At 37.1% G+C, this 26474-nt stretch carries 22 protein-coding genes and 1 tRNA gene; 2 read left to right on the top strand and 21 right to left on the bottom strand.

Going from position 1 to position 26474, the window contains the following annotated elements; all coding sequences use genetic code 11:
- The 3 genes from AC27FM_RS08570 to AC27FM_RS08560 all read right to left on the bottom strand — a co-directional run bounded on the left by AC27FM_RS08570 (window position 1) and on the right by AC27FM_RS08560 (window position 3704).
- Window positions 1-1179, bottom strand: a complete 1179-nt coding sequence (locus AC27FM_RS08570) for a metallophosphoesterase family protein (protein WP_487087361.1) — start codon at window positions 1177-1179, stop codon at window positions 1-3.
- A gap of 95 nt (window positions 1180-1274) precedes the next feature.
- Complete coding sequence (locus AC27FM_RS08565) at window positions 1275-1616, bottom strand: YlbF family regulator (protein WP_487087359.1); 342 nt, start codon at window positions 1614-1616, stop codon at window positions 1275-1277.
- A 9-nt stretch (window positions 1617-1625) separates the two neighbouring features.
- A complete protein-coding gene (locus tag AC27FM_RS08560) occupies window positions 1626-3704 on the bottom strand; it encodes a PBP1A family penicillin-binding protein (RefSeq protein WP_487087357.1) in 2079 nt (692 codons plus the stop codon).
- Between the two features lie 88 nt (window positions 3705-3792).
- On the opposite strand from AC27FM_RS08560, the gene AC27FM_RS08555 reads away from it, so the two are divergent.
- Window positions 3793-4680 carry an RluA family pseudouridine synthase gene (locus tag AC27FM_RS08555; protein WP_487087355.1) on the top strand — a complete coding sequence of 296 codons (888 nt, stop codon included), beginning with the start codon at window positions 3793-3795 and terminating at the stop codon, window positions 4678-4680.
- Window positions 4681-4830: 150 nt separating this feature from the next.
- Here the strand turns inward: AC27FM_RS08555 and AC27FM_RS08550 are convergent, their stop codons facing one another.
- The 9 genes from AC27FM_RS08550 to AC27FM_RS08510 all read right to left on the bottom strand — a co-directional run bounded on the left by AC27FM_RS08550 (window position 4831) and on the right by AC27FM_RS08510 (window position 15339).
- Entirely contained in the window at window positions 4831-5751 is a 921-nt protein-coding gene (locus tag AC27FM_RS08550; RefSeq protein WP_487087353.1) for a prenyltransferase, read from the bottom strand.
- An 11-nt stretch (window positions 5752-5762) separates the two neighbouring features.
- Window positions 5763-7457 carry an arginine--tRNA ligase gene (argS, locus tag AC27FM_RS08545; protein ID WP_487087351.1) on the bottom strand — a complete coding sequence of 565 codons (1695 nt, stop codon included), beginning with the start codon at window positions 7455-7457 and terminating at the stop codon, window positions 5763-5765.
- A gap of 262 nt (window positions 7458-7719) precedes the next feature.
- A complete protein-coding gene (arcC, locus tag AC27FM_RS08540) occupies window positions 7720-8661 on the bottom strand; it encodes a carbamate kinase (RefSeq protein WP_487087349.1) in 942 nt (313 codons plus the stop codon).
- A gap of 53 nt (window positions 8662-8714) precedes the next feature.
- Complete coding sequence (locus AC27FM_RS08535; RefSeq protein WP_487087347.1) at window positions 8715-9821, bottom strand: aminotransferase; 1107 nt, start codon at window positions 9819-9821, stop codon at window positions 8715-8717.
- Window positions 9822-9834: 13 nt separating this feature from the next.
- Window positions 9835-11247 (bottom strand): arginine-ornithine antiporter, encoded by a 1413-nt coding sequence (arcD, locus tag AC27FM_RS08530; protein WP_487087345.1) that lies wholly within the window; start codon window positions 11245-11247, stop codon window positions 9835-9837.
- A gap of 285 nt (window positions 11248-11532) precedes the next feature.
- Window positions 11533-12570: an ornithine carbamoyltransferase gene (gene argF / locus AC27FM_RS08525; RefSeq protein WP_487087343.1), complete on the bottom strand. Its 1038-nt coding sequence runs from the start codon at window positions 12568-12570 to the stop codon at window positions 11533-11535.
- Window positions 12571-12631: 61 nt separating this feature from the next.
- Window positions 12632-13864 (bottom strand): arginine deiminase, encoded by a 1233-nt coding sequence (gene arcA, locus AC27FM_RS08520; RefSeq protein WP_487087341.1) that lies wholly within the window; start codon window positions 13862-13864, stop codon window positions 12632-12634.
- Window positions 13865-14427: 563 nt separating this feature from the next.
- The gene (locus AC27FM_RS08515; RefSeq protein ID WP_487087339.1) at window positions 14428-14628 is read right to left on the bottom strand and encodes a cold-shock protein; all 201 of its coding nucleotides are present in this window, start codon (window positions 14626-14628) and stop codon (window positions 14428-14430) included.
- A 237-nt stretch (window positions 14629-14865) separates the two neighbouring features.
- Window positions 14866-15339, bottom strand: coding sequence for a hypothetical protein (locus AC27FM_RS08510; protein WP_487087337.1), 474 nt, complete (start codon window positions 15337-15339; stop codon window positions 14866-14868).
- 164 nt (window positions 15340-15503) lie between these two features.
- Here AC27FM_RS08510 and AC27FM_RS08505 point away from each other — a divergent pair.
- A tRNA-Gly gene (locus AC27FM_RS08505) sits at window positions 15504-15574 on the top strand.
- A gap of 398 nt (window positions 15575-15972) precedes the next feature.
- Here AC27FM_RS08505 and AC27FM_RS08500 read toward each other — a convergent pair.
- The 9 genes from AC27FM_RS08500 to AC27FM_RS08460 form a co-directional block, all read right to left on the bottom strand.
- Window positions 15973-16923 carry a peptidoglycan recognition protein family protein gene (locus tag AC27FM_RS08500; RefSeq protein WP_487087335.1) on the bottom strand — a complete coding sequence of 317 codons (951 nt, stop codon included), beginning with the start codon at window positions 16921-16923 and terminating at the stop codon, window positions 15973-15975.
- Window positions 16920-17342 carry a phage holin family protein gene (locus AC27FM_RS08495; RefSeq protein ID WP_487087333.1) on the bottom strand — a complete coding sequence of 141 codons (423 nt, stop codon included), beginning with the start codon at window positions 17340-17342 and terminating at the stop codon, window positions 16920-16922. The genes AC27FM_RS08500 and AC27FM_RS08495 overlap by 4 nt, the downstream gene beginning before the upstream one ends.
- A gap of 144 nt (window positions 17343-17486) precedes the next feature.
- The gene (locus AC27FM_RS08490) at window positions 17487-17879 is read right to left on the bottom strand and encodes a hypothetical protein (RefSeq protein ID WP_487087331.1); all 393 of its coding nucleotides are present in this window, start codon (window positions 17877-17879) and stop codon (window positions 17487-17489) included.
- Complete coding sequence (locus AC27FM_RS08485) at window positions 17879-19612, bottom strand: phage tail protein (RefSeq protein WP_487087329.1); 1734 nt, start codon at window positions 19610-19612, stop codon at window positions 17879-17881. The genes AC27FM_RS08490 and AC27FM_RS08485 overlap by 1 nt, the downstream gene beginning before the upstream one ends.
- Window positions 19613-19828, bottom strand: coding sequence for a hypothetical protein (locus tag AC27FM_RS08480; protein WP_487087327.1), 216 nt, complete (start codon window positions 19826-19828; stop codon window positions 19613-19615).
- Complete coding sequence (locus tag AC27FM_RS08475; protein WP_487087325.1) at window positions 19809-20030, bottom strand: hypothetical protein; 222 nt, start codon at window positions 20028-20030, stop codon at window positions 19809-19811. Before AC27FM_RS08475 ends, AC27FM_RS08480 begins: the two co-directional genes overlap by 20 nt.
- The gene (locus AC27FM_RS08470; protein WP_487087323.1) at window positions 20031-21749 is read right to left on the bottom strand and encodes a phage tail spike protein; all 1719 of its coding nucleotides are present in this window, start codon (window positions 21747-21749) and stop codon (window positions 20031-20033) included.
- Window positions 21746-22381 (bottom strand): hypothetical protein, encoded by a 636-nt coding sequence (locus AC27FM_RS08465; protein WP_487087322.1) that lies wholly within the window; start codon window positions 22379-22381, stop codon window positions 21746-21748. Before AC27FM_RS08465 ends, AC27FM_RS08470 begins: the two co-directional genes overlap by 4 nt.
- Window positions 22382-22481: 100 nt before the next feature.
- Window positions 22482-26303 carry a phage tail tape measure protein gene (locus tag AC27FM_RS08460; protein ID WP_487087615.1) on the bottom strand — a complete coding sequence of 1274 codons (3822 nt, stop codon included), beginning with the start codon at window positions 26301-26303 and terminating at the stop codon, window positions 22482-22484.
- Window positions 26304-26474 lie beyond the last annotated feature (171 nt).

The following is a 26474-nucleotide window of genomic DNA, read 5'->3' as shown; positions in this document are numbered from 1 at the left end:
TCAGTCTCCGATATTTTTTTTATTGATTTGATTTACAGTTAATTCTTTGATGTGCTCGATAAATTCCGGGCTATCCATGTGATTACGAATGACAGCTTCTGTAAACAATCTATTATCAAGATCTTTGATGTCATCTAAATTAAAAATCTCCTGTTCACTGTCATCCCAATACGATCGATCCATTTGTTTAAGTTGCGAATCCTGATTGAACTTCGTATAAACCTTGTACAAAAATGCATTGGGATCTTTGTTTGAAAAATGTTGCAAAATTTCATCTCGATCGATTGCCTTGATTACATTCTCATCCAGGTTTTGAGCATCATCTATCGTTAGCGTTAATAAGTACTTTTCAGAGTATTCAGAAAACGATTTTAATAAGTTGGATATTTTAGAAAATAAATCATCAATAGTATCGTTTTCATAAGCCGATATCTCAGCCGTTTTCCACACATAAATCGAACTTGGGATGAACTCAGCCTGCGACAATCTGTTATTGACCGTGACTAAATAAAAGCCCTTAGATTCCGTTTCGTTTTGATTACGACCTTGCGTATCACCGGAATAAACGATCAGTGGATTATTGTGTAGGATCTCACGCTTATGGATATGTCCCAAAGCCCAATAGTCATATTCCTTCGTCAATAATTCTTTCACAGTGAATGGAGCGTAATTACCATCACCAACTCCTGCATGCAAAATCCCAATCTGATAGTCAAAGTTACCACGAGACGGATATGAACTAACCATATCATTAGTAATATGGTTTTGATGGTAACTGAATCCACTGATGCCCACTCTTTGACCGTCTCTAGACACTAATTCGACAGTCGAAACATCTGGTCCAAAGACTGTTACATTATCAGGAAAATTAATAACTGAAAAATCATTACGATAATAATCATGATTACCATAAACTAGATAGACTTGGATATTTTGCTCGGCTAATCTCAAAAATTGATTCTTCAAATATGTTTGTGCGTGGAGAGTACGTTCAGTATTGTCAAAAATATCACCAGCAAGAATTACAAAATCAACACTTTCAGAGATGGCGGCATCAAATACTTTGTCGGCAGCGGCATAAGTGGACTTCTTCAACTGATCTTGAAGTGTCTTAGAAAAATTGCTGATACTGGCAAACGGCGTATCCAAATGTAGGTCGGCGGCATGTATAAATTTCATTGAATCCCCTCTTTAGGTATCTATTAATATCCTTAAAAAATTATAAAAAAGAGCCGGGACATTAACTGTCTCAGCTCCTTCTTAAAAGTAATTGTTTAATTGTCTTGATAGATTTCTGCGATTGGTTTAGAAATGATCTTGTTCAATTCTTCCATCATAGAATTCATTTTTTGTTCTTTATCCATCAAGTTTTTGATTTCATCATAGTTTTGAAGTTGATCTGTCAATTGACGCATTGATTCGATATCGTCATCAGTGATTTCTTGACCTTGCATTTGTTTTTGTTGAAGTTCAAATTGTTTGTTTTGTACTTTATCAAAAAGCTTGAATGCCAAGTCATTAGCTTTAACAGCTTCAAAAGCAAGCTTGAGATCAGCTACTTCTGTTGTCTTCCTCAAGTCTTGTTCTAGTTGGTTGGCGCTATCATAAATATTCATACAGTCCTCCTACTGACCAAAAAAATTCTTAACATCATTATACCATTCCGAAGCCTTGTCTTTAATGTTATTTACACCATCTTCAAAAGATTTAGCGAAATCATTTCCGCTGCCACTATCATCGTTTTGATCCTCATTTGCGATCGTGGCTGCATCCTTGACGCCAAAGCTCGTGTTATCAGTATAAGGTAAAATATTGGTCATTTCAGATTTGAATAATGACGCTACTCCCGTTTCACTGACACCATACAAGAAATGATCCTTGTCAGTTTGATCGAAACCAATCCAGCTGGCTACAACGATATCAGGAGTATAACCTATCATCCATTGATCCTTGGTCCCAGCATAACCATATGAACTCGGTACCTCAGTACTACCAGTCTTACCAGCAATCTTATAACCACTAGGCTTAGCCGTTTTACCAGTACCCTCGTTATAGACTCCAAGCATCATACTAGTCATTTCCTTAGCCGTATCCTTACTGATGATCTGTTTAGTCGAATTACTGGTATTATCAACGATCACCGTCCCAGTTGAATCAACGATTTTTCGGATAAAGTGTGTTTCTGATAATTTTCCATCGTTCGCAAACGCAGTGTAAGCCCGTGCCATCTGCAATGGTGACACCCCTGTTTCCAACCCACCGAGTGCTAATGCCAAATTACGGTCATTCTTATGAACTTTTATTCCGAAGTTTTCAACCGATGAGACACCTTTTTTAACACCGATCTTATCTAATAAGGCGACGGCAGGAACATTCTCACTCTGTGCCAATGCCTTATACATCGGGATCTCATCTTGATACAACCCGTCAGCGTTAGTAGGAGTGTACTTGTTCTTACCAAAACTGGTTATCTGATCGGGCAGTTCAGAATCGTAGCTATATCCATTTTCAATAGCTGGCGTATAAACAGCTAACGGCTTAATCGTGGACCCGGGTTGCCGCTTCATCTGAGTTCCACGATTGAAGCCTCTAAATGTATGCTCTCCACGTCCACCAACGATTGCAAGTACCCCACCGTTAGTTGGACTAACTGCCACTGATGCACCTTGAACATTTGTCCCATCAGCCGCATTCGCTGGGAACAAATAACTATTATCAAAAGTATTTTCCATTGATTTTTGGATACTTTGATCCAAGGTCGTATAGATCTTATAGCCTTTGTTCAAAATATCATCTTCACTGATGCCGTACTTATTGACAGCTTCAGCGATGACGGCGTCAAAGAAATATGGATATTTATAAGAATTACCACCATCGTAATTATCAACTAACGTAATTGGTTGATCCTTATAATAACTAGCTTGAGATGAAGTTAATTTGTTATTCTGCACCATCAAGTCTAAAACCAGATTACGACGGGACTTCGAATTACTCATATTATCTATCGGGTTATACATCGTAGAACCCTTCAGAGTAGCTGCCAGAACTGCTGCATCCCCAGCTTCTAATTCACTAGCATTCTTACCAAAATACTTTTCGGAAGCATCTTGTACTCCCCATACACCATTACCAAAGTATGCATTGTTCAAATACATCGTCAAAATATTTTTCTTGGAATATACTCGATTTATTTCAATTGATAAAAATAATTCTTCACCCTTACGCCATAAAGTTTGCTTTTGCGTCAACAGTGAGTTCTTAGCCAATTGCTGCGTGATCGTACTACCACCACCAGTGATCCGATGGTAGATCAAGTATCCAAGAGCTGATCTTGCGTATCCTTTAATACTGAAACCGGGATTAGTCCAAAAACTCCTATCCTCGGTAGAAATAACTGCATTCTGGATATTTTTTGAAATCTTGTCTAAACTTACATATGTCCCTTTGCTGGCATACAACTCACCAGCATCGTCATTATCCTTATCTAGTACCGTTGTCTTAGTCTGCAACGATGATTTAAGATCTTCAACATTTGCTGTCTTGGCTTGATAAGTCCAAAATGAACTTAAAACCAAAACCAGTATTAGGAAAAGCAAGATCAACCAACGTGTTAGTTGGAACCTTCGCCAGTATTTCCTAATAAAGGCCCAAGCAATTTGTAATTTTGGTTTTAACCAATCCCAAAAACCATTATTATTATTCATTGTTAATACCTCTGCTATAAAGGTAAATTTTATCACATTATTGCTATGTTTTTGAATTACAAAAAAATTCTTAAGGAGAGATTAATTAATGTATCACCGTCAAATCAAGTATTCTAGTTCAAATGACCATGATATTACCATTCGAGAATTATTAAAAAAATGGTTGATTCCTAAAAAATGGCAACACTTTTTTAGAATTCAGCATGACGTATTGATCAACGGAGAATATCATCCCTTCAATACAATCGTAAAAAACAACGACTTAGTCACGCTGAATTTTAACTTTCCACCACGTTCGCAAGACCAAACATACTTACCAGGACATCACAAGGTTGAAGTTTGTTATGAAAATGACGACATTATCGTTGTAAATAAGCGAGCTGGGATAAAATCTCATCCTAATTTGAAAACTGAAAATGATTCACTAATGAATGATGTCGAAACATATCTAACACCGCAACATCCATATATGGTCCATCGAATCGATATGGAGACTAGTGGTTTAGTATTGATCTGCAAAACACCATATTTAGTTCCGATTTTTAATCAACAATTGAGTTCTAAGTCATTGCATCGTGAATATTTAGCAATAGTTGATCTGAATAGTCCAATAAATCAGAAGCGCGGTATTATCAAATCGCCGATCGGATTGGATCCAAATGACAAACGAAAACGGATGGTCAGACAGGATGGTCAAGATGCTATCACTGAGTATGAAGTCATAAAACAAAACAAAAAATATGCATTATTAAGACTAAACTTACTGACTGGAAGAACACATCAACTAAGAGTACACTTAAGTAGTAAAAAGTGGCCAATAATTAACGATTTACTCTACAATAATGAGCCAAAGAATGGTAATCTAATGTTGTTCGCTCATGAGTTAAATTTTATTAAGCCCTTTTCAGACGACATTCAAACGGTTGAAGCCGATCTACCCGACTTTATGACCGACTTCATTACCAATATGTTCTGAGCGATAAGAAGTTTTAGGAGTGATTTTTTAACTCTTTCCAAAAAAAAGAAGCCAACCGATCCCCGACAGATCAGTTGGCTTCTTTATTTTGTTTATTTCAGAAAGAAGTTTTAGGAGTGATTTTTTAGGACTCTTTCTGAGGAGTTGCAACTACAGTAATAACATTATTTTATTAATAATCGCCCCGACAGCAATTAAAAATATGTATGTGACAACTAATAGAGTTACAGCTTTGATAACTGAAGGATATGTCTGCGTTTTGACTTGTCCTTTCAGATATGGATGGAACAAATCCCAAATTGTGGGATAGAGTAGTATCACGATCAAGGTTGTGTAAGGTACCACCCTTAGAATGGCTAAGATAGGGATCAACAGGAATGTTAATGCCCAACTTGCCTTAAACAAACTCAATGCATTGGTCTTTCCAATGTGGTAAACCAACGTATGACGGCCATTTTTTATATCTGACTCAAGATCGCAAGTGTCGTTACACAACTGTGCGGCAAAAATTGCGAATGTATTCGGTAAACAGATAACGATAATATCGATTGCCGAACTTGAATCAAAATTTCCAGTTCCAACTAATCCAATGTATGAATAAGTTACCGGAATCAGAATGGATATGGCAACAGCCACCACTATTTCTCCAAACATTGTTGAATTGAGTGGCTTTGGACCTCCTGAGTATAACAATCCGATACCGACGCAGATGACCCCGATCACCAAGGTCGGCCATCCAGTTCTGTATACTAGGAAAGCGCCAATTATTAATGGAAAAATGGTCAAACCGTACATCCATTTTTTGACTGTTGCCAGTGATTCACGATTAATACCGATGGTGCTTATCTTTTTTCGATACTCCAGATCTTTTGAGTTTTTGTAATCCATATAATTATTGTGAAAGTTAATAATCACGTGAAAAAACAATACTGCAACCAATCCAAGTATCCCATTGATAAAATCATAGGTATTGAATTTTATGTAGGCATAACTTACAGCAAGGATGAACCATGCTGCATCGAGAACTGTGGTCTTTACTTCTGATAATTCAACGAATAGTTTTCGACTCAAGTCACGACGACCTACATTTCTTCTGGTGCCTTAACACCTAACAAGTCTAGTGATTCTTGTAATACTGTTGTTACTGACTTAACAAGAGCTAATCTTGCCTTTAGTCCTTCGTCATCGTTAAGAATCTTGCTGTGTGCGTAATATTGGTTGAAGCTCTTAGCAAGTTTCAATGAATACTTAGCGATTACTGAAGGTTCGTAGACACGACCGGCACGTTTGATAACTTCAGGGAATTCTTGAAGTAACTTAATTGTATCCCATGCTTCAGGATCATCTAGTGACATGTTGTCTGCGCCTGAGTAATCAACGTCGGCAGCTTTTCTTAGGATGCTCAATGCACGAGCATTTGTGTATTGAACGTAAGGACCAGTTTCACCTTCAAAACGAACAACTTCTTCAAGATTAAAGTCGAAGCTATCACGTCTTTCGTTCTTAAGATCATGGAATACTACCGCACCAACACCAACTGCTTCAGCAACTGCATCTTTATTCTTAAGATCTGGGTTCTTTTCATTGATTTGTTTCTTAGCTAGATCAACAGCATCTTGCAATACGTCTTCTAGTAAGATAACTCTACCTTTACGTGTAGATAACTTCTTACCACCTGTTGTGATAAGTCCAAATTCGATATGTGTAATATCATCTGACCAATCATAGCCCATTTTCTTTAATACAAGCTTGAGCTTCTTGAAATGTTCACTTTGTTCACTACCAACAACGTACAATGATTTAACGAAGTCAAATGTATCTTTACGATACTTAGCGGCTGCCAAATCACGTGTGATGTACAATGTTGCGCCATCAGTCTTTCGAATCAAAGCTGGTGATAAGTCATATTCTGACAAGTCAACGATTTCAGCACCACGACTCTCAATCAACAAGCCTTTTTCTCTCAATGTATCAACGATAGCGTCCATCTTGTCATTGTAGAATGATTCACCAGTATAGTGATCAAACTTAACACCTAGACGGTCGTAGATACGATCGAATTCTTTAAGTGACAATTCCTTGAACCATGCCCATAATTTAAGAGCTTCTTCGTCACCATCTTCCATCTTCTTGAACCAAGCACGTGCCTCGTCATCAAGTTCTGGATTGTCTTCTGCTTCCTCATGGAAACGTACGTAATACTTCAACAAGTTGTTGATAGGATCTGCCTCAACGTCTTTTTCTGAGCCCCACATCCTGTATCCAACGATCAACTTACCAAATTGTGTTCCCCAGTCACCCAAGTGATTGATTTTAATTGGTTGATAGCCCAATTTCTTTTCGATTTTAGCAACTGAATTACCAATAACTGTTGAACGTAGGTGACCCATTGACATTGGTTTAGCGATATTAGGCGATGACATGTCGATAGGGACGTTTCTACCCTTACCCTCGTCTTGGTCACCATAATCTGATTTACCGTTGATTACGGCGTGTAATACGTCGTTTGAGAACTCGTTCTTATCCAAGAAGAAATTAATATATGCTCCAGTATTGACTACTTTTTCAAATCCATCTTGATTGATCTCGCCAACCAAGTCTTCAGCAATCATATTTGGTGCCTTGTGTAATGATTTTGCCAAAATAAATGTTGGGAATGCATAATCACCTAAATCTGATGTCTTAGGTTTCTCGACTAACTTTTGTACTTGCTCTTCCGTAATTTCATCAGGTAAAACTTTGAGTAATGTCTCTACAACTAATTTCTTTGAATCCATATTTTCCTCCTCTGGATAAAAAAAACGCCTCATTCAATAAGATCACTAAGATCACTTATTGAAAGAGACGAGATTTCCCGCGGTACCACTCTAATTGATTAATATCCACTCATTATTAAATTTATTCAATTGTAAAGAAAGTGCGACTTAATCATCGAATCGATCAGCTCTCACCAAGGCCTGATCTCGCTTAGAATCTACCGACTAATTATTCCTTCTTTTGCACAAATATGGTAGCACATAATTTTCACAATAACAATACTTATTTGTGAATAACAGTTCCTTTATCTCCAGCGATGATTTCTTTAACATCATCTAAAGCACCGATAACAGCTGGTTTGCCTGTTGCATTTACGAAGCTAACAGCTGCCTTAACCTTAGGCATCATGCTACCTTTAGCAAACTCATCACGATCGATATGTTCTTGTACTTCACTAGCTGTAACATCAAAAATTTCTTCTTGATTTGGTTTACCAAAGTTATAAAATACACCACCAACGGATGTAAGAATGATTAACTTATCAGCATTAACAAGTTGAGCGATCTTTGATGCACCGAAGTCTTTATCGATAACAGCTTCTTTACCAACTAGTCTATCTCCGTCTTTAACAACAGGGATACCACCACCACCGGCAACAATAGGAATTACACCGGCTTCAGTGATTGCTTTGATAGCTGGATATTCGTTGATTTCAACAGGTTTTGGTGATGGAACGACACGTCTGTATCCACGACCAGCATCTTCGATGATAGTCCAGTCTGGATGATCTTTTTGAAGTTGTTCAACTTCTTCTTCTTTGTAGAAAGGACCGATTGGCTTTGTTGGATCTCCAAAGGCAGGGTCGTCCTTGTCGACGATCGTTTGTGTAACTAATGTTACAACTTGCTTGTCAATTCCGTTTTTCAACATAACTTCTTTCATAGCATTTTGGAACCAATAACCAATGCTACCTTCTGTCATGGCACCACATGTATCTAGTGGAAGTGCTGGGTTTTTTTCACTATCTGCTGCTGCTTGTTGTAATAATAAATTACCTACTTGGGGACCATTTCCGTGAGTGATGATCAATTCTTTACCATTTTTAACGAATTCTACTAATGATTCACAAGTCTTCTTAACAGCTGCTTGTTGTGCTTCAGCACTAGCGTCTGAACTCAAAATTGCGTTTCCACCTAATGCTACTACTATACGTTCTTTTGTCATTATAAAATCTCTCCTCAGAAATTAATTAATTTTTTATGATATAGTTTTCAAACTTAATTTTTTTCTAGGTAGTCTCCTAAAACTTCCAAACCTTTTTTAAGTGTTTCTGTTGGTGCACAGTAACCTAATCTTGCATGACCAGGCACATCAAAGGCTTCACCGGGTACTAATAGCACACCTGTGTCCTTCAATAAATCACGACAGAAGTCTATACTGGACTTCTTTGTATCCATTTTGATGAATGATGTTGAAACTCCGTTAGGGAACACGCAGCTGACCTTAGGAGTGCGTTCAACCCATTCCTTGAAAATATTCAAATTATCAAGAACGATCTTCTTGTTGCGGGCAAGAACCTTATCACGGTTTTGCAAAACAAGACATGCTGCTTGGTCACTGAAAACTCCAGAACAAATCATCGTGTAGTCACGATATTTTCTGAATATATCAGCAAGTTCGCTATTAGTTGCAGTCCAACCAACACGGATTCCAGGCATAGAGTATGTCTTTGATAATGAATTAGTTGAGATACCTTTATCGTACAAGTCAATGATTGGCGCAAAATCTACGGAATCATCGAATGGAAGATAAACTTCATCCACTAAAACATATGCGCCGACAGTTTTAGCAACTTCGACTACTTGTTCCATAAATTTACGATCCAAGATCGTACCTGTTGGATTATTGGCGTTATTAATACAAATCATCTTAGTATTTGGACGGATCATTTGTTTTAATTCCTCAATATCCGGGTACCAATTATCTTCTTCACGTAACTTCCAAAAACTAACATCAGCACCTAATGACTTAGGGATGTCATAGAGTTGTTGATAGCTTGGATATACGCTGATCACATGGTCTCCTGGTTCTATCAACGAATAGATTGCCAACATATTGGCTCCAGTAGCACCATTTGTTTGTAAAACGTTGTCGGGGTCAACGTTTTTGTATAACTTACTTATTTCATTTTTAAAGGTTGGTGAACCTTCGATCCAACCGTAGTTCATTTTTTGTTGATCCAGCTCGCCATAAACGTCTGAGTCTGCTAAGTTAACTAATTCATTCATTGTGAATGAAGTAATTGTACTTTGTGCTAAATCATACTTAGCCTCACGTTCATAGACATTTAGCCAGCCTTCAACACCAAATTCAGGTATTTTCATTCTTCACACTCTCCTAAATTGAAATTGCTCCAGTTGCGACCATTACAATACTTGCAACGGCAAAAACAACGAGAAGAATTGAATAAATGATTTCAGATCTTGTCAACTTTCCACCGTCAATATTAAATTCTTTCTTAGCCTTGTAGTAGAAGTAAATTCCAGGAATATATCCGATACATACAAGCATTAAATAATGAACACCGGCCAAAATAATGGCAAAAATTTGGAAACCTGCAGCAAAAATACCGATCCACATTTGTTTTGTATCTTTATTTTGATATGAAAACTTGATTTGATACAAACCAACGAAGATATAACAAACAACGATAGCAGCTGTACATAGTGACAAGGCAAAGTTATAAGCCTCCTCTGAGAACAATAGAACGAATAAGAAAATTTGGATAAGTGATGCTGTTAAAATAAGTGAAAATGTAGGTGCACCATTCTTGTTTTTCTTACCAAACGAAGAAGGTAGAAGCTTTTCTTCAGCCATCAACATTGTTGTATCAGCTGGTAACATTGTCCATGATAACCATGAACCTAAAATAGCAATGATCAAACCAATGGCGATAAAGATACCGCCCCATTTACCAACCATATCTTGGAAAATATAAAGCATAGCTGGTTGATCGATCTTAGCTAAGGCATTTTGTGACATGTAGCCATATGGCAATACTGAAGCCAAAACATAAATAACTAACAGACTGACAATACCAATAATAGTGGCCTTACCAGCGTCGTTCTTACTTTCGGCACGTGATGAAAGCATGCTTGCTCCTTCGACACCAACGAACACCCACATCATGATCATTAAACATGACTTGAATTGTGTCCATGAGTTATCGCCACCAGCAACACCAGAAGCAACGTTACTCCAGAAGTGAGCTGTGAACATTCCGCCCTTGAAGACGAAAATAGCAACAACGATAAAAGCAAACAACGGAATCAACTTACAAATAGTAATGATCGTATTCATAGCCGCAGCTGATTCAACACCACGGTTAACGATATATGTCAAAATCCATGAAACAATACTTGCAACTATAATTGATGGTAAATTCTGTCCACCGGCAAATACTTTGAAGAAGTAACCTAATGAACTCATCAGAACTGTAGCGAAAGCAACGTTTCCTAGCCAGGCACTTAACCAGTATCCCCAACCACTTACAAATCCGGCAAAATTACCGAATCCGGCTTGGGCATATGCGTGAATACCTTCGGCCTCAGGATTCTTTAACAATAAATTATTTAATGCCATTGCTAGCATTAAAATACCAAAACCAACTACGACCCATGCTAGTAGAACTGGACCGGGTGCGGCCCCTCCAGCCAAAGAGCTAGTTAGTGTAAATACACCAGAACCTATAGAACTAGTAACTACGGCAGCTGTAAGAGCGCCTAGTGATAATCCCTTTTTTTCTTCCATAATCATACATTCTCTCTAATTTTTAGAATCGGAATAGGAGTTCACAAAGCCATGCCAACTGCGTTTACTGCGATAATCATCGCTTCACTATGTGAAACAACGATTGACCGGAGTAATGATCCGTGACTAATCACTTTGTTTCACTCTATTAAATGAGTCTTGAAAATTGGTTTTCTCTCCACTCTACAATTAACTAAAGAGAAACAGTTCCCCCTGTTTCTCTTCATTAGTATCTTAAAGCAAAAAAGAGCCAACCCATTAGATTAGCTCTTCTTCAATAACTGATTAAACCTTAGGAATGAACAAGTTACCTAGAGTGGCTGCCATAATGGCCTTGATGGAGTGCATTCTGTTTTCTGCTTCTTCAAATTGACGAGCATACTTGCTTCTGAATACTTCATCAGTTACTTCCATTTCTGTTAAACCATACTTCTTATTGATATCTTGGCCGTATTCAGTCTTGATATCGTGGAAAGCTGGTAAGCAGTGCATAAAGATTACTTGATCATCTGGTAATCCAGTCTTCTTCATCATATCCATGTTTACTTGATATGGTTTTAGAAGTTTGATTCTTTCGTCCCATTGACTTTCTTCACCCATTGATACCCATACGTCAGTATAGATAACATTTGAGCCTTTAACACCTTCGTCGATGTCGTCAGTGATCAAGAATTTGCTTCCAGACTTGTCAGCATATTCTTGAGCTGCCTTAACAACATCATCTTCTGGGAAGAGTTCTTTAGGAGCAACAATGTGGATATTAACACCAAGCATTGAACCTGTTACTAAGAAACTGTTGGCCATGTTGTTACGTCCATCACCAACGAATGTCAATGTCTTGCCTTTAAGTGTTCCGAATGTTTCCTTCATTGTCATGAAATCAGCAATCATTTGTGTTGGATGCCATTCATCAGTTAAACCATTCCAAACTGGAACGCCTGAATATTTAGCAAGATCTTCAACAACTTGTTGACTGAATCCTCTAAATTCGATTCCGTCAAACATGCTACCAAGAACAATAGCTGTATCTTCAACACTTTCTTTTTTACCAAGTTGAATGTCGTTAGCACCTAAGAATTCTGGGTGTGCACCTAAGTCGATTGCAGCTGTTGTAAATGCTGAACGTGTACGTGTTGAGTTCTTTTCAAATAGAAGTGCAATGTTCTTGCCGTCTAGGTATTTATGTGAAATACCCTTCTTCTTAAGAGCTTTCAAGTGAATACTGAAGTCGATTAAGTATTCTAGTTCAGCTGGTGTGAAGTATTTTTCTGCTAAAAGGCTTCTGCCTTGAAATACTGATGTTTCTTTTCCTTGATAGTCCAAATTAATGTCCTCCTAAACTGCATGAGGTTTGCAGTTGAATATATAATTTTAATTTAATTAATTACTTTAAGTCTTCACGAACTAATGGCATACTCATGCAACGAGGACCCCCACGACCACGTGATAATTCACTTGATATTGTCTCCAATACCTTCAAGCCGTGTTGTCTTAACATTTCATTTGATACGTAGTTTCTATCATATGTAACAACAACACCAGGTGCGATTGCTAATGTGTTAGAACCATCATTCCATTGTTCTCTAGGAGCAACGATTGGATCACCGTTACCTGTTGGGATCAAGTCTAAGTCATCAAGGTCAAGGGCACTCTTAAGAACTGCCTTAAGGTCTTGATTATGTTCCATTGTCAATTCGCCATCTTTACCTGGGTGAATTGTCCATGTATCGATCTTTCCACCTTCGCCAAGAATTCCTGGGTGAACTGTAAATTGATCAGTATTGATCATTGTGAATACAGTATCCAAATGCATCATAGCGTGGTTATGTGGAATAGAAATAGCGATAACTGTATCGAAACCACTATCTTCCTTGAACAAGTTTCTAGCAATGTCTTGAATAGCAGTTGCTGATGTTCTTTGTGAAACACCAATTGCTAATACGTGGTTGCTTAATACAAGTTCGTCTCCACCTTCGATACGGTTTGTATGATCTCTGTTACGCCATACATGTAGACCCTTGTTTGCAAAACGTGGATGATGATCAATGATTGTTTCCATAAACATTGATTCACGTTGTCTTGCAGCGAATGTCATACGGTTAATACTTAATCCGTCACCGATTGATGCTGCAGGGTCACGTGTAAAGTATAGGTTAGGCATAGGATCCATGAAGAATGGATAGTCTGGATCTTCAGCAGCACTTACTAAGTCTGTCGGGGTAAAGTCAAGTTCGTTCTTACGAACACCTGCCATGATCTTGTTAACCATTGCTTGTGTATCAAGACTCATCAAGTATTCCTTCAATGCGTCATGATCTGATCCTACTGCGTAGCCTGATTCTGCTAGCATCTTGTCAAGAAATGCGTTTTTAACATCTCCTGCATCGATAGCTTCAGCTGCCAAGTTTTCTAGATAAAGAACTTCTGTTCCGTTATCACGTAAAATTTGGGCGAAATTGTCATGCTCTTTTTGAGCAATTGGCAAATATGGGATGTCATCGAACAATAGTCGGGGCATTGTGTCGGGTGTAATATTTTCAACTTCCTCAGCGGGACGTTTTAACATTACTACATCTAGTTTGCCAATCTCTGATGTAACATGAATTGGTTTAGTCATAAAATAATCACTCCTTATTTGTATTCCGTTACCAATAACCACAATATAATACTAAGATGTACTTTGCAAGCGATTTCACAACTTTTTCATGTATTTTTTTATTTTCTAATATTTTAACCTCCCCATAATTGGCGCCAACAGTGACAATAGGTACATAAAATTAGAAGGTACTTAACCCATATTTAATTTTCCCTACTTACAAAAAAATATGGCAAAATTTTATAAGCGTTTTCAGAAATGATGTTTTTTTGTAAAAAGTTGCTATTTCCAGTCATAAATCAAAAAAAGAAACCTCTCGATATATCCATCGAAAGATTTCTTTATTTTTTACTATTAATTAATTTATCACGTAGAACGAACAATTCGCCTAAGATGTCGCCGCCAATTGAACCAATCAATGATCCTAGTTTAGTTTGAAACTTAAACATGACTAATCGCCCTCTCAAAATATATTTTATGAAACTCTATATGTCCCTTACATCTTAGCGAGAATCGATCTCAAAGGCAAATTTTAAGCACAAAAAAAGAGCAATCCTGAGGGACTGCTCTTAAAAAACTAATAATTAGTCTTTAACAACGTTTGTAGCTTGTGGTCCACGATCGCTGTCTTCAACGTCGAATGTTACGTGTTGGCCTTCGTCCAATGTCTTGAAGCCGTCACCTTGGATAGCTGAGAAATGTACGAATACATCACTGCCATCTTCACGAGTAATAAAACCAAAGCCTTTGTCTGCGTTAAACCATTTAACTGTTCCGTTTTCCATTATGAATGAAACCTCCGCGCTATGCGCATTATATTTTTTTTGCATTTAAAGTAAAGCTCAGAAATTCATCCATGAATGTGAAATGAAACCTACACTTAACTACTAACACAATGCATTAACTATACGTCATAAAACTAATAATAGCAATCATTATCTCTCAAAAAAATAGATAAATAAAAAAATGATCGTAAAAATTCGATTAATTTCGATATTTTTGATCATTTTAATATAATTATCTTATTTTGCGTTCTTTTGAACTTCTTTTATAGCCTTTTTATGGCTGCCTTGATATAATTTCCACTTTTTACCATCAGGAGATTTGATTGTTGTCTTGCCAACTTTAACGAAGTTCCATTCAAAATCAGGTTCAGCGATAATTCTGAAACCATCAATCTTGAACTTCTTAGGATTCTTCTTATTCATAACAAGTTTGGCTTTTTGGAAGTTAGTAATTGTCTTCTTTGAACCGTCTTTATTCACACGGACGTATTGAACTTTCTTGTTGTCCTTGCCTGTAAAGAATGTAACGTATTCATTCTTATTGTTATCACTCACACCAACATAGTCATGACCTTTGATTTCTGCCTTAGTGATCTTATCAGCAGAATATTGTTGAGTTTGGCTGGTGCTGGAATTTGAACAACCAGTGGCTACGGTAGCGACACCCATTAATGAAACTGTCGCTAATAATGTAACTAGTGCTTTTTTCATATTTCAATCTCCTTGGAAAAACTTTTCTTAATATGTACTAACATCATTGATTCTATGGTAATCCCGGCAAAAAATCAATTTATATTGGAAGTTTGTCTAATAAATTTATAGAAAGTTTATCTTTTCAAATTTATTTGTTGTATAATTAGTAGTTGTTAATTAATGCGAACTTAGTTTAATGGTAAAATACCAGCTTCCCAAGCTAGTGTCGCGAGTTCGATTCTCGTAGTTCGCTTATATAGGTTTCGATGCGTTTCGATATGTTATGAAATGCTGATAAATCAACGTTTTATTTTTTAAAAGTTTCGATGTATTACAGATAATTATGAAAAAAGTGTGTCACGAGTGTGTCATGAAAAAAAATAAAGTGGGAATGCAAATTATAATCGTTAGTCTTAATTGACTAGCGATTTTTTTGTATAAAAATAATTGAATTAAATTTGCAATCTACCATGCAATGATTTTTTTGATTATTTTTAGACAAATAAAAAAAGTCCTCACTCAATATTGAGTGGGGACTAATTGTTCTGAATCTTGATTATTATTTACTTTGCTTTACTTTACTTTGTGCATTAGTGTATACATTAATTCTGTATAAGTTAAGTTTTATACACTCTTTTAAAAGTGTCGAAACTATCCTTTAAATCCTGAACCTTGAGCATATTTGAGTGGTAGATACATATCCGTGGCGATCTTGTAGCAATATCCCACTTTAGGTACATTTACGACTGCTGCATACTTCCAAGCCGAACCACCATCTAAGCTAGCACCTACTACTTCACCTTTTAGGTTAACAACATGTACAGGGATGTCTGAATTAATTAGCACTTTGTCTTTAAAGGTTGTGATTGACTGTGGAATGTAAATATTTCCACCAATCAAGTAATGAGGCTCTTTATTAATCATCTCAATACCAGCTGAAATCCAACCAGTTCCTGGTGCGATATCGGTAGTAGAGTTAGCTGAACCATCGAGCTTGTAAGTAGCATAAGCCTTCACATTACCCTTGAGAGTGGTTACAACATTATTGATATTTGTAAATGTCTTCTTAGGCTCTACTACATCTTCAATACCAACTGCAATATCATGTGCCAATTGTTCTTGTGTGATACCCCAAAACGGTTCTAAATAGCTCTGAACTGGATCAGTATGTGAACCCCAGATATTTTGTGATACCCAATAATGAGTCTTAATTCCATTACCTGAACCATCTAAAACTTGCGGAATACCATATTGTTTAGCTTTATAGATGGCAAAGTTAACGAACGTTTCATAATCTTTCTTAAACGTTGCTTTATCGGTCGTACGAGCAAGCTCGATTTGTACTGGTGAATTGGCATTAGCATAGCTACCAGCTCCCCACGCTTGATATCCGTCAGCACCGACTTGGTAGATTTTTCCACCGTCACCAATGACGTATTGGACATAAGTTTGTGTAGTAGCCCAATTGTGCTTAAAATAGCTTGCATTGGCTTCTGCACCAATATTAGTTGTCTCATGCAAAACAATAAATTTGTTCGCTGTTTGTACCGATGAGCCTTCATTAGCTCCTAACGCAAAAGTATTATCGACATTGAAATTCATTTTTTTGTCTCCTTATTTTCTTTCTTAGGTTCGCCATTTTCAGCGTAATCATTTAATTTATTAAGCCTATCCTTGATAAAGTGTGGTAATGGTAATCCCATCTGTCCTACGTTCTCTGTGATTGACGTAGCATACATAAATATCCACAGCCATAAAACTGCGTCTCCTACCCACTCATATCCAATGGCGACTGACCACGGATATAATAGCCATACTAGCAGTATGATCGTGATATGAATAGCAAATCCTTTCTTACCGATTGAACTGTCGGTAGTAGATGTTACTAATGATTTTGAAATCCCTGTAATCACATCGGCAAAAATTAAAACTGCCAGTGTGAATAGCAACGGATTTTTGTCTAAGTGTTCCATTGCATCGATCCAATTCATTGGACCGACGTTTGGTAATGGTGCATACATATATATTTCATCTCCTTAATTTTGTGTAAAAAAATAAGCCTATAAGGCTGTGATTTTAGTTATTTCTATGTCAGTTACCTGACCCACCGTGATTTATTGATTATTAATCATCAATTTCATGATTTTATATCTCCTATACCAATTTTATGCTACTGAGATTTCAATAAAATAAAATTGTGTACTTGAAAGCAAAATATACGCGCCTTCATCAGAATCCGTTCGAATTACTGTAACAGTAATGTTTGAGTATGTTATCGTCTGTAATTCTTTCAGTGTCGAGATATCTATTGTCTTTTGAATATAGTACTTAAAACCATCCAGATAATTATAGCTCTCAAGAACTTTTATTAAAATTGATTTAATGTTAGACCAATCATTCTTAACACTAGGAAGCTTTGCCTTCACATTTCCTTTCGTCCCTCGCGCTGGAGCAAGATACAAAATGGTTCCGCTCTCCAACATTTGACTACCAGATACATCTTTATCTTTATACATCAAACTCTTCACGTCACTACCTCCAATTTTTAATTCCGCCATTAGCTTGCCTCCGTATCATCGGTTACTATATAAAACTTATTTTCCAAGGTTCCGGCTGTTTTCTTGGCTTCATAGTCAGTTTTACTAATCACTTCTGCTTTTGATTCATAGTTAGCCAGCTCAGTCTTATCGGCTTTTTTGGTTATTCCGTCATTGATAGCTTGAACACCGTCTTTATTTTTAGTCACAGCATCAGCTAGTTCTGCAATCGTGTCCAACGTATCGGGAGCAGCACCGATAATATCCTTGATACTTTGTTCAGCGTATGTTTTTGCTTGTCCAACACCAGTAGAAATTTTGCTGTCAACCTCGGAAGAGGTGGGATAGTCGGCTTTGTCTAAGGCATTTGTGATAGCTGTTTGAACACTTCCATCAGTCGCAATATCTAATGGATTGAGTGAGTAATCAGTTGCTGTGGGTCCTTTTTCAAGTTTCATTCTTCTGAATCTCAAAATTGTGGTCGAATCAAATTCGTAAACTTGCCAACCAATATAAATGGCTGTGGCATTATTAGGAATCGTAAAAGTATAACTGACATGAACAAAACCATCACTGTCAGATACTAGATTTTTAGATGTGCAACCATCATAATCTGCCCATCCATGATTAGATGACTGATGCTGTGACTTAAACTTCACATCGCCTTTGGATATTGATACATCACCCTGAATAGTATACGTTTGACCGGGTGTTAAACCGTGCATACTAGAGTCAGGTCTACAGAAACGGTAGTACATTTCGCTACCAGATGGTGGAGCAGTTACCTGACTATAATCTTCCATTCTGGACAAGGAGCCATACACGGATATGTCCGTATTAGGCAGTTTAACCGGATGGTCTACATCATTATTATCGCTAGTGTTGAGTAGCAAGTTAGTCCTGACGCCACTAATATTTTGAGTAGCCAAATCTAATTGAGCTTTCAAAGCATCAAATTTATTTTTAACGTCTTTTGCTTGGGCATCTAAGCTATCTAAAGATGTATTGAAATCTGCAACGTCTTTATTGATTAAATTCTTGAAGTCGTCATAGTCGCCTTGCAACGTTGCCAACAGTGCTTTAAATCTATTTTCGAAGTCTGCTTTTTGGCTATTAAAATCAGTTTCAAAGCCGCTTTTTTGACTATTAAAGTCACTTGCTCGTTTGTCTTGAGCGGTTGTGAATGCCGTCTTTGAATTACTTTGAAAACTACTCCACGCTTTTTTAGCAGCATCTAAATCTTCCTTTGACTTATCCACGAAGTCAGTCATCTTACCGGTTAATTCTGCAACTTTGCTATCAATCTTCGCATTTCCATTATCGGCAAAGTCTTTTAAGGCTAAAACATAAGATTCGGCTTCCTCGATTAAGGTTTCAAAGTCATCGATATAACTGCCTGCTTCTTTTATTGATCCGATCCCTTGCAGCACGACTAACTTAATATCTGATGTGGAATCATCTCCGATTTTGAAATACATGTTTCTGAATACGCCGACATTTGTGTACATTTCATCTGGAAACTTAATCTTGAACGTATTTCCTGACTTATCACTCACAGCCTGCTTAATCAGTCGTTGGTCGGGTGTTTTGGCGATGAGTTCAACGTCAACCGTAGATAAATCAGTGTACTTTTCGAATGACTTCCCAAGTGTAACTTGTAGCTCGTCGCCTGTATCGCCTTGTCTAATCTTCAAGGGCAACTCGTAAATTGGAGTTGTCTTGTCTGTATCTAGAATAATGGATGGTAGTGACATCTAGTTTTCCTCCTTTTCCATTAGTGTTTTTGCTTGCGTTCTAAATTCTTCGAAATCTTTTTCGATAGTGTCCATGTCTGATCTGTCAATAATCGTTTCGGATATGTTAAAAGTGCCAGCGCCATTCAAGTTTGCATTGAAGTTTGCCAGCACGTCATTATTTTCATTTGTTGAAGTACCGTTAAGATACACGGTTCTACTTGTTTTTAGTGCCATTATTTTCCTCCTTCAAAATATAATTGTCAGGAAAAGCCTCAGGTGCCTTGTTAAAAAGATATTCAATAATTCTCTGCTGATTCTCGATTTGTGCAGATAGCAAAATATTCTGTTGAAAAATCTTTGCGTATTCTGCTTGATATTTAGCTATGACTACGTCACTACTGATTGCAGTTATTTTTTTTACATCTAGTTTTTTCAATTAAATTTTTCTCCCATCTACATATACGGGTCCTTGTAGGTATAAACCGGAACCATTTCCTGAAATATTCCCACTAACATGCAAATATTGAATGTTAGCATGAATGGCCCTATCGATATCGCCGTCAACAGTTAGCGCTGGCGTTGAGATACCATAACTGGCAATTGAAGTAGAAACATGTCCTGCTGAGTTAAGAAATTGAGCATGTGACTTGGTTTTGATTGACCCAGCTACGAATTGAGCACCATTAATAATTCCACCATTAATGTTTCCACCATTGATGGTAGTACCTGTCAAAGTATTACCAGTAATTGAGTCAGCATAAATTCGACCATCAGCACTTAAACCGTTCATAACCGTGCCGTTATTTGAGTGAAAGCCAGCGCCGGCATCATCCAAAAGCCAGTATCCGTAGGAAGTATGAATTTTCATTTGAGTGGCATTCATTAAATTTGGTGACCACTCGATTTTGTTGTTCCCGCCGTTATTCATGACTTTGGTCATGTCTGATTGAGTGTTAGCAACTGTCTGCTTAACTGCATCAATTCGACGTTGTGCTTCTGCTGCGGTACTTTCTAAGTCTTCTTGTACGTTGTCGATTGCATCATTTGTATCTTTAACATCCTCTTTTACATCAGATACATCTCCGGAAACGTTATCAATTTTCTTTTCTAAGTTATGAAATACTGATGTAGCTTGAGTACCTGCTTTAATGACTGTTGCACTTTCATTAATAGGGTCGAATTGCATTTCATAAATTCTTAGTTGAACATTGATATCAAAATCGGGATCATAAATCTTAGCAAAGTCAGCAAGTTCAAACTTCTGTTTTCTAAGACTTCGATATTCAAATGTATTGATTTCAACATCATAAGCTGGCTCATCAATTCCTGGATTGTTATTGAAATAATTGTTTGCTTCCGCGGAGAAATCCTTTCCGCCTTCGACTGCACTAGAAAAGTCCACTGCTTTCAAGTACTCGTGCTGGTATTTTGAATAGAGTGGACTTTTTATTTTGCTTCCGTATATAGGTTCTTTGTTTTCTCCCTCTTTAGGCTTGTAGTAAGGGATGATTGCTGTTACCAATCCATTGAGTGAACGTTTAACAGATATGTTTGAGATATTCTTTCCTTTTCTCAAAACAATTGTCTTAAAATCATCGGCCTTAGTTAAATTCATATTGAATTTATCTTTTAACACGTATGTACCAGTTACTTTAGCAATTGAATTGGCTGATCCTAGAACCATTTCATTGATGTTAGTATTAGGTTCAAAAATAACGTTTGTACCTGCAAACTGTTCATCAATGTCGGTTGTCAAACTAAATTGACCAGGAGTATTAGTGGCATTCTTGATGTAATCCAAAATATATGATGCTGTAAATCCATCAATTGGAATTTGACTTTGAGCCATGTAATTATTAAGAATCACACTAATATGACTACACGAAACTTTGACATATCCTGATGTAGAATCTTTATCAATGTCAGTAATCATAAACAGGTCATAATCTCGAACTGAATCAGGTTTAACTTTAACTATCATCTCTTCTTTGACTACGTTGTAAAATCGACTACTCTTAGCTAATTCAAAATCAAATGTATAAGCACCATTCAGTGTATTTTGAACAATAGCACTCTTTTGAATAATCCCAGTTATCTTACCTAATCCATTACTAGTGAAATCAGTTTCATCTGCTTTGTATAAAATTGGTGTCATATTGTTCGCCACCTTGGTCTAACGATTACTTGTGATACATCCCCGTCCCAGGATATTTTGTTAACCCCACGAGAGAGAGAGGGAAACTCATCAATAGTCGTATTCTCATTAACGAATGTGATGCTCCCATCGTCTTTGGTCTTAAAAGCATCTTGATTTTCTTCAGCTGAATCCAACTCAATAAAACCGTCAATGTTTAAATCAAAAGTACGATCATTAATTTGAAATTTAACAGCACCATTCCCAGTAATTTTGAAATATGGTTTCGCATCAAATAAAAAAGAACTAACTAGCTCAAAAGGTTCTGAGAAAGCTAATTCTTTATCGATTTCAAAATATTTAAACGCTGCTGCTGACAATTTATATTTATAGATTCTAGCATTAGATAAACGTGTAATTCTATCAACTTCCACATTATCGATGTTCTTAACAAAGTATGTAAAATTAGGGTCTGTATATATTCTAAATGGCTTATAATCAAATCCGTCAAACAATGTAAATAGCTGACCCTCTAAGTTATATCGTTCCTGTTCGGTCTTAGCCATGGTTGCAAATTCTAATTCGAATTCACGATTCTCGTATGAATTTTCATCAGAAATTAAAGATTTGCTAGAACCATCAATACTTGTCAAACTCCCTTTTCGTTTTGGAAGTGGAATTTTAACAAATGATGTAATACGTGAATTTAATACATCCACGCTTGAAATATTATCGATTACAAATTCTCCATCTTTAATAGTTAACTCCTCCTCCCTGAGCTAGTATATTTCTATCATCTTTTCGCTTAATTTCTCTCATTACCTTATCCGCTAACTTTCTAATATCCATGTCACTTGAGACAGCTGCTTGAATGTTGATTGTGTATTCATTGTGGTTGTTTACAGGACTGTTATTGACTGGGTTACTTGAATTAAAGTATTGAGTTGTCTGATTAGTAAGACTTGGACTTAATTCAGTAAAGTCTTTAACAACGCTTGAATATCCAGGAGTACCGTTAGCATATTGCTTAATTCCACCTAACAAACGGTTAGTTTGATTAGCTGGCACAACTTGTGAATGTCGTGGAAGTGCCATTAATATATTTCTACCAGTTGGTACGAAACTTTCGCCGGTTGGTAGATGAATCAACTCACGGAAGGTTGAACCTTTTTGATCGTTGACCATTGCAATTTCACTAGAATTAAAATCGCTAGTACCATTTTCTAAGTGCAATGTTTTCTTAACAGTTTCGACAACCGTTCTAAGCGTCTTAGTAATGATGTTAGGCTTGCCTTGGAATCCACCAATAGCATTAGTAGCATTGTGGGCTGGGCCAGATGCTTGATCTTGTCCTTTGAAATGCTTAGTACTTACGCTCTTGCTATTAAAAGTTCCAACAGAATTCTTACTAGTATTAGATTTGTTGACTACATCACTTGAATCACCTTTGAAGTGTTTGGTGTCAACTGGCTTACTATTATGACTATCAATAGAGGCTTTACTTGTTGAAATTTTGCCAAGCACATCAACGTTGTCACCCTTTAATTTCTTAACAGCTACCGATTGTCCATTGAAACTTACAACAGCAATTTTTCCGTTGCTTGTTTTATTTAGGATGTCCGCATTATCACCTTTCAACTGTTTAAGCTGTGTAGGTGTTAAATTGTAGCTCTGTATTCCGTATCCTGCTTGTTGTAGTGCAGTCATAGCTGATTGATTATTAATAATTAAAGTCTTTTGCACATCAGATAAAGCATTGAAATTGCCATAAGCAACTACTAAGTTAGCCAAATCCATAGTACTGTTACCAGTATGAATAATTGCATTCTTTTCAGATAGTGGTAATACATTCCATTGACCAGTTTGAACTAACGCAGCAATGATTGGAGCACTAACTTTGTCATTAACAATTGCATCTTTAGCCGGAACATCTAAGCCTTGCCACTTCCCTGCACTCGCTAATGCGTTAACCATGTTTCCTGTAGCTTTGTCATTAACTACAGCATCCTGTTCTCTTAAAGTTAATTGATTCCATACACCAGATTGCTGCATGGCCTGAACCAGTTTAGCGGTTGCTTTATCATGAATAATTGCATCCTGTTGCTTCAACGTTAAAGTATTCCAATCACCAGACTTAATCATCGCATCCACGATAGGAGCAGTCGCCTTATTGTTAATGACTAGTGATTTCTGTTGCATGGTTAATTTATTCCATTGACCTAAATTATTGAGTTGGTCAACTAATTCAGCACTACCCTTGCCTTCAATAACAGCTTTCTTGGCGCTAACTGTTAGTTTGTTCCAAGTACCGGTCTTAGTGAGCAAGTCAATCATGTCTTTCTCGCCTGATGTCTTAACTAAAGCTTCTTTATCTTTAAGAGAAAGCTTGTTCCATTCGCCAGCATCAGCCATGGCTAAAGCAAGTTCTTTTTGACCCTTGGCTCGAACGATAGCCGTCTTTTGTTCAGGTGTTAACTTATCCCAGTCTTTAACCTTCTTAACGATTCCAGTTAATTCCTTATCACCTTGGACACGAATCATAGCTTTCTTTTCACGCCAGGATAGCTTATCCCATCTTCCAGATTGAATAGCAGCTTCACCAATCATTGACTTAGCATTACTGTTAATTTTTGCATTCTTTAAATCAAATTTAAGTCGTGCCCAACCTTGTTCAGTCTTAGCTGTATCGTTGATTGTTTCTTGTGCATTAGTCTTAATCTTTCCAGTTTTTGGATTAAGGACCATAGAATTCCAATCCTCACCAGCCTTACGAGCAACAGTTCCCATTTTCGAAGCTGTGTCAGCAATACGAGAATTCGCCGTAGACATACTTTGAGCTGATTTGTCAGTATGCTTTGCCACTTCATCGTATGATAATCCAATCTTTTTCAAATCATCCGAAACACCGCCTTGAGCAAGATGAGCTTTTTTACCGTACTCAATCATTTTTTTACCTTCGTCCATGATATCGTTGGTATGCTCTTTGCTTAGTTTTGACATTGCGGCATTATATGTTTTTTCAGTTATCAGACCACCTTTACGTAAAGCCTTTAGCTGTGATTGACTCTTCTTGTAAACACCATTTTGTTTTTTAATTGATTCACTAAGTAGATCATAATTTTTAGCAGCCTCGTTTGCACTCATAGAACGCATAGTTGAATTTAAGGCTTTTTCAACTTGTATCTTCTTCTTTCCAGAAAGTCCAATTAGCTGTACTTCATCATTATTCATTTTCTTTCTGGAGTTAAGAATATATTGGTTCTCATCATCTGTTAAACTGCGGTGCTTGTTTGCAGCGTTTTTAACAATATCGTTTACGTTATCCGCTGTTTGTTTAGCGTTACTTTTGATTTTATTATTAGCAGATTCCTGTTTAGCGGCAGCAGATTTAACAATATTGGCAACATCATCAGGCATATTCTTAAGGCCATCTTTTAACTTCTTATTGGCCTTATCGGCTGAATCTCCAATAGTCTTACTCATACCTTTAAATGACTTGCCAATAGAATCAGCACTCTTAGTTGCATTAGAGCCAAAATCATCTAATGCGGCACTAGACTTTTGGTTAAATCCTTGCATCTTTGATAGTGATTTATCGGCACTAGCACCAACATCACTACCCCAGCGATTGATTCGTTGTTGTGATTCATAGGCTTTCTTACCATAGTTCTCCCACCAAACTCCACCAGCTACTAATGCAGCAGTGGTTAATAGAATAGCTCCTGCTGCAACAGGATTAGCAGTAGCAAATGCCGATATAGCAGTTCCAGCAGTTTTAACTTTACTTCCAAAAGTAGTGAACGTATTAGCTGAACCAGCTACTTTTTCACTGGTTGTAGCAACGCTAGTAGCAGTAGTTCCAACTTTCGTAGCAAAGTTTCCACTTTCATAAGCAGTTTTACTAAATCCAGCTTTTAAAATTCCTAAGCCAGTTGCACCTTGCTTACTTGCACCAACCATTCTTGACATTCCAAGTAATGGAGCTACGAATGCACCAGATAATGCACCTAGTCCACGAGTTGCACCACCAAGAATTGATAATAATGGTCCAATAGCAGCGGCAAATGCAGCTGTTTTAACAATAGTCTGTTGCGTGGACTTATTTAAATTACCAAACGCCTTAACTACTTGAGTTGCATCTTTTACAAGTGGCATCAATGTTGGTGTTAGTTGATCACCAATGGTAATAGCTAAAACGTGCAGTGACTCTTTAAATTTAGCAAGTTGAGCAGCTTTGGTGCTATTCATAGTATCAGCAATTTTCTTTGTTGAACCAGTTGCCTTTTCGGTTTTGTTAGTTAATTCAGTCAAGGCATCTCCACCTTCTGATACTAAAGCATTCATACCAGCTTGCGCCTCAGTACCAAATGCAGTAGCAATAGCGGCTGCACGTTGCTCTTTAGTCCATCCTGCCGTATTCGTCTTAATTTTGTTAAGAATCTCTGGTAACGTTAACGTACCTTTCTTAAAGTCAGCAACGTTAATGCCTAATTCCTTGAAACCAGCTGCATTTTGTTTCGATGGTTTCATCAACCTTGTTAATGCTGAACGTAAAGCTGTACCTGCAACTGCAATGTGTTATCGTACGAGTTCTTTATCTCGTACTTCATTATGTTTCCATAATGTTCAGACTATATTTTCGTCCAATATAAAATTGGCGCTAACTCTTCGTGGATATTTTTCCATACAAAAAACACTACTATTTATATAGTAGTGCTTGCTTAGGATAATTTATCTAGTCGTTAC

The sequence above is a fragment of the Companilactobacillus sp. y65-5 genome (assembly GCF_057541095.1).
The sequence above is the reverse complement of the archived record's forward strand: the minus strand, read 5'-3'. Positions and strand labels throughout refer to the sequence as shown.

Coding starts and splice junctions, on each gene's coding strand:
- AC27FM_RS08485 (WP_487087329.1), bottom strand. CDS start 19,612: ATGTCACTACCATCCATTATTCTAGATACAGACAAGACAACTCCAATT.
- AC27FM_RS08535 (WP_487087347.1), bottom strand. CDS start 9,821: ATGAAAATACCTGAATTTGGTGTTGAAGGCTGGCTAAATGTCTATGAA.
- arcD (WP_487087345.1), bottom strand. CDS start 11,247: ATGGAAGAAAAAAAGGGATTATCACTAGGCGCTCTTACAGCTGCCGTA.
- AC27FM_RS08565 (WP_487087359.1), bottom strand. CDS start 1,616: ATGAATATTTATGATAGCGCCAACCAACTAGAACAAGACTTGAGGAAG.
- arcA (WP_487087341.1), bottom strand. CDS start 13,864: ATGACTAAACCAATTCATGTTACATCAGAGATTGGCAAACTAGATGTA.
- argS (WP_487087351.1), bottom strand. CDS start 7,457: ATGGATTCAAAGAAATTAGTTGTAGAGACATTACTCAAAGTTTTACCT.
- AC27FM_RS08555 (WP_487087355.1), top strand. CDS start 3,793: ATGTATCACCGTCAAATCAAGTATTCTAGTTCAAATGACCATGATATT.
- arcC (WP_487087349.1), bottom strand. CDS start 8,661: ATGACAAAAGAACGTATAGTAGTAGCATTAGGTGGAAACGCAATTTTG.
- AC27FM_RS08470 (WP_487087323.1), bottom strand. CDS start 21,749: ATGACACCAATTTTATACAAAGCAGATGAAACTGATTTCACTAGTAAT.
- AC27FM_RS08570 (WP_487087361.1), bottom strand. CDS start 1,179: ATGAAATTTATACATGCCGCCGACCTACATTTGGATACGCCGTTTGCC.
- AC27FM_RS08500 (WP_487087335.1), bottom strand. CDS start 16,923: ATGAATTTCAATGTCGATAATACTTTTGCGTTAGGAGCTAATGAAGGC.
- AC27FM_RS08490 (WP_487087331.1), bottom strand. CDS start 17,879: ATGGCGGAATTAAAAATTGGAGGTAGTGACGTGAAGAGTTTGATGTAT.
- AC27FM_RS08560 (WP_487087357.1), bottom strand. CDS start 3,704: ATGAATAATAATAATGGTTTTTGGGATTGGTTAAAACCAAAATTACAA.
- AC27FM_RS08495 (WP_487087333.1), bottom strand. CDS start 17,342: ATGTATGCACCATTACCAAACGTCGGTCCAATGAATTGGATCGATGCA.
- AC27FM_RS08480 (WP_487087327.1), bottom strand. CDS start 19,828: ATGGCACTAAAAACAAGTAGAACCGTGTATCTTAACGGTACTTCAACA.
- AC27FM_RS08515 (WP_487087339.1), bottom strand. CDS start 14,628: ATGGAAAACGGAACAGTTAAATGGTTTAACGCAGACAAAGGCTTTGGT.
- AC27FM_RS08510 (WP_487087337.1), bottom strand. CDS start 15,339: ATGAAAAAAGCACTAGTTACATTATTAGCGACAGTTTCATTAATGGGT.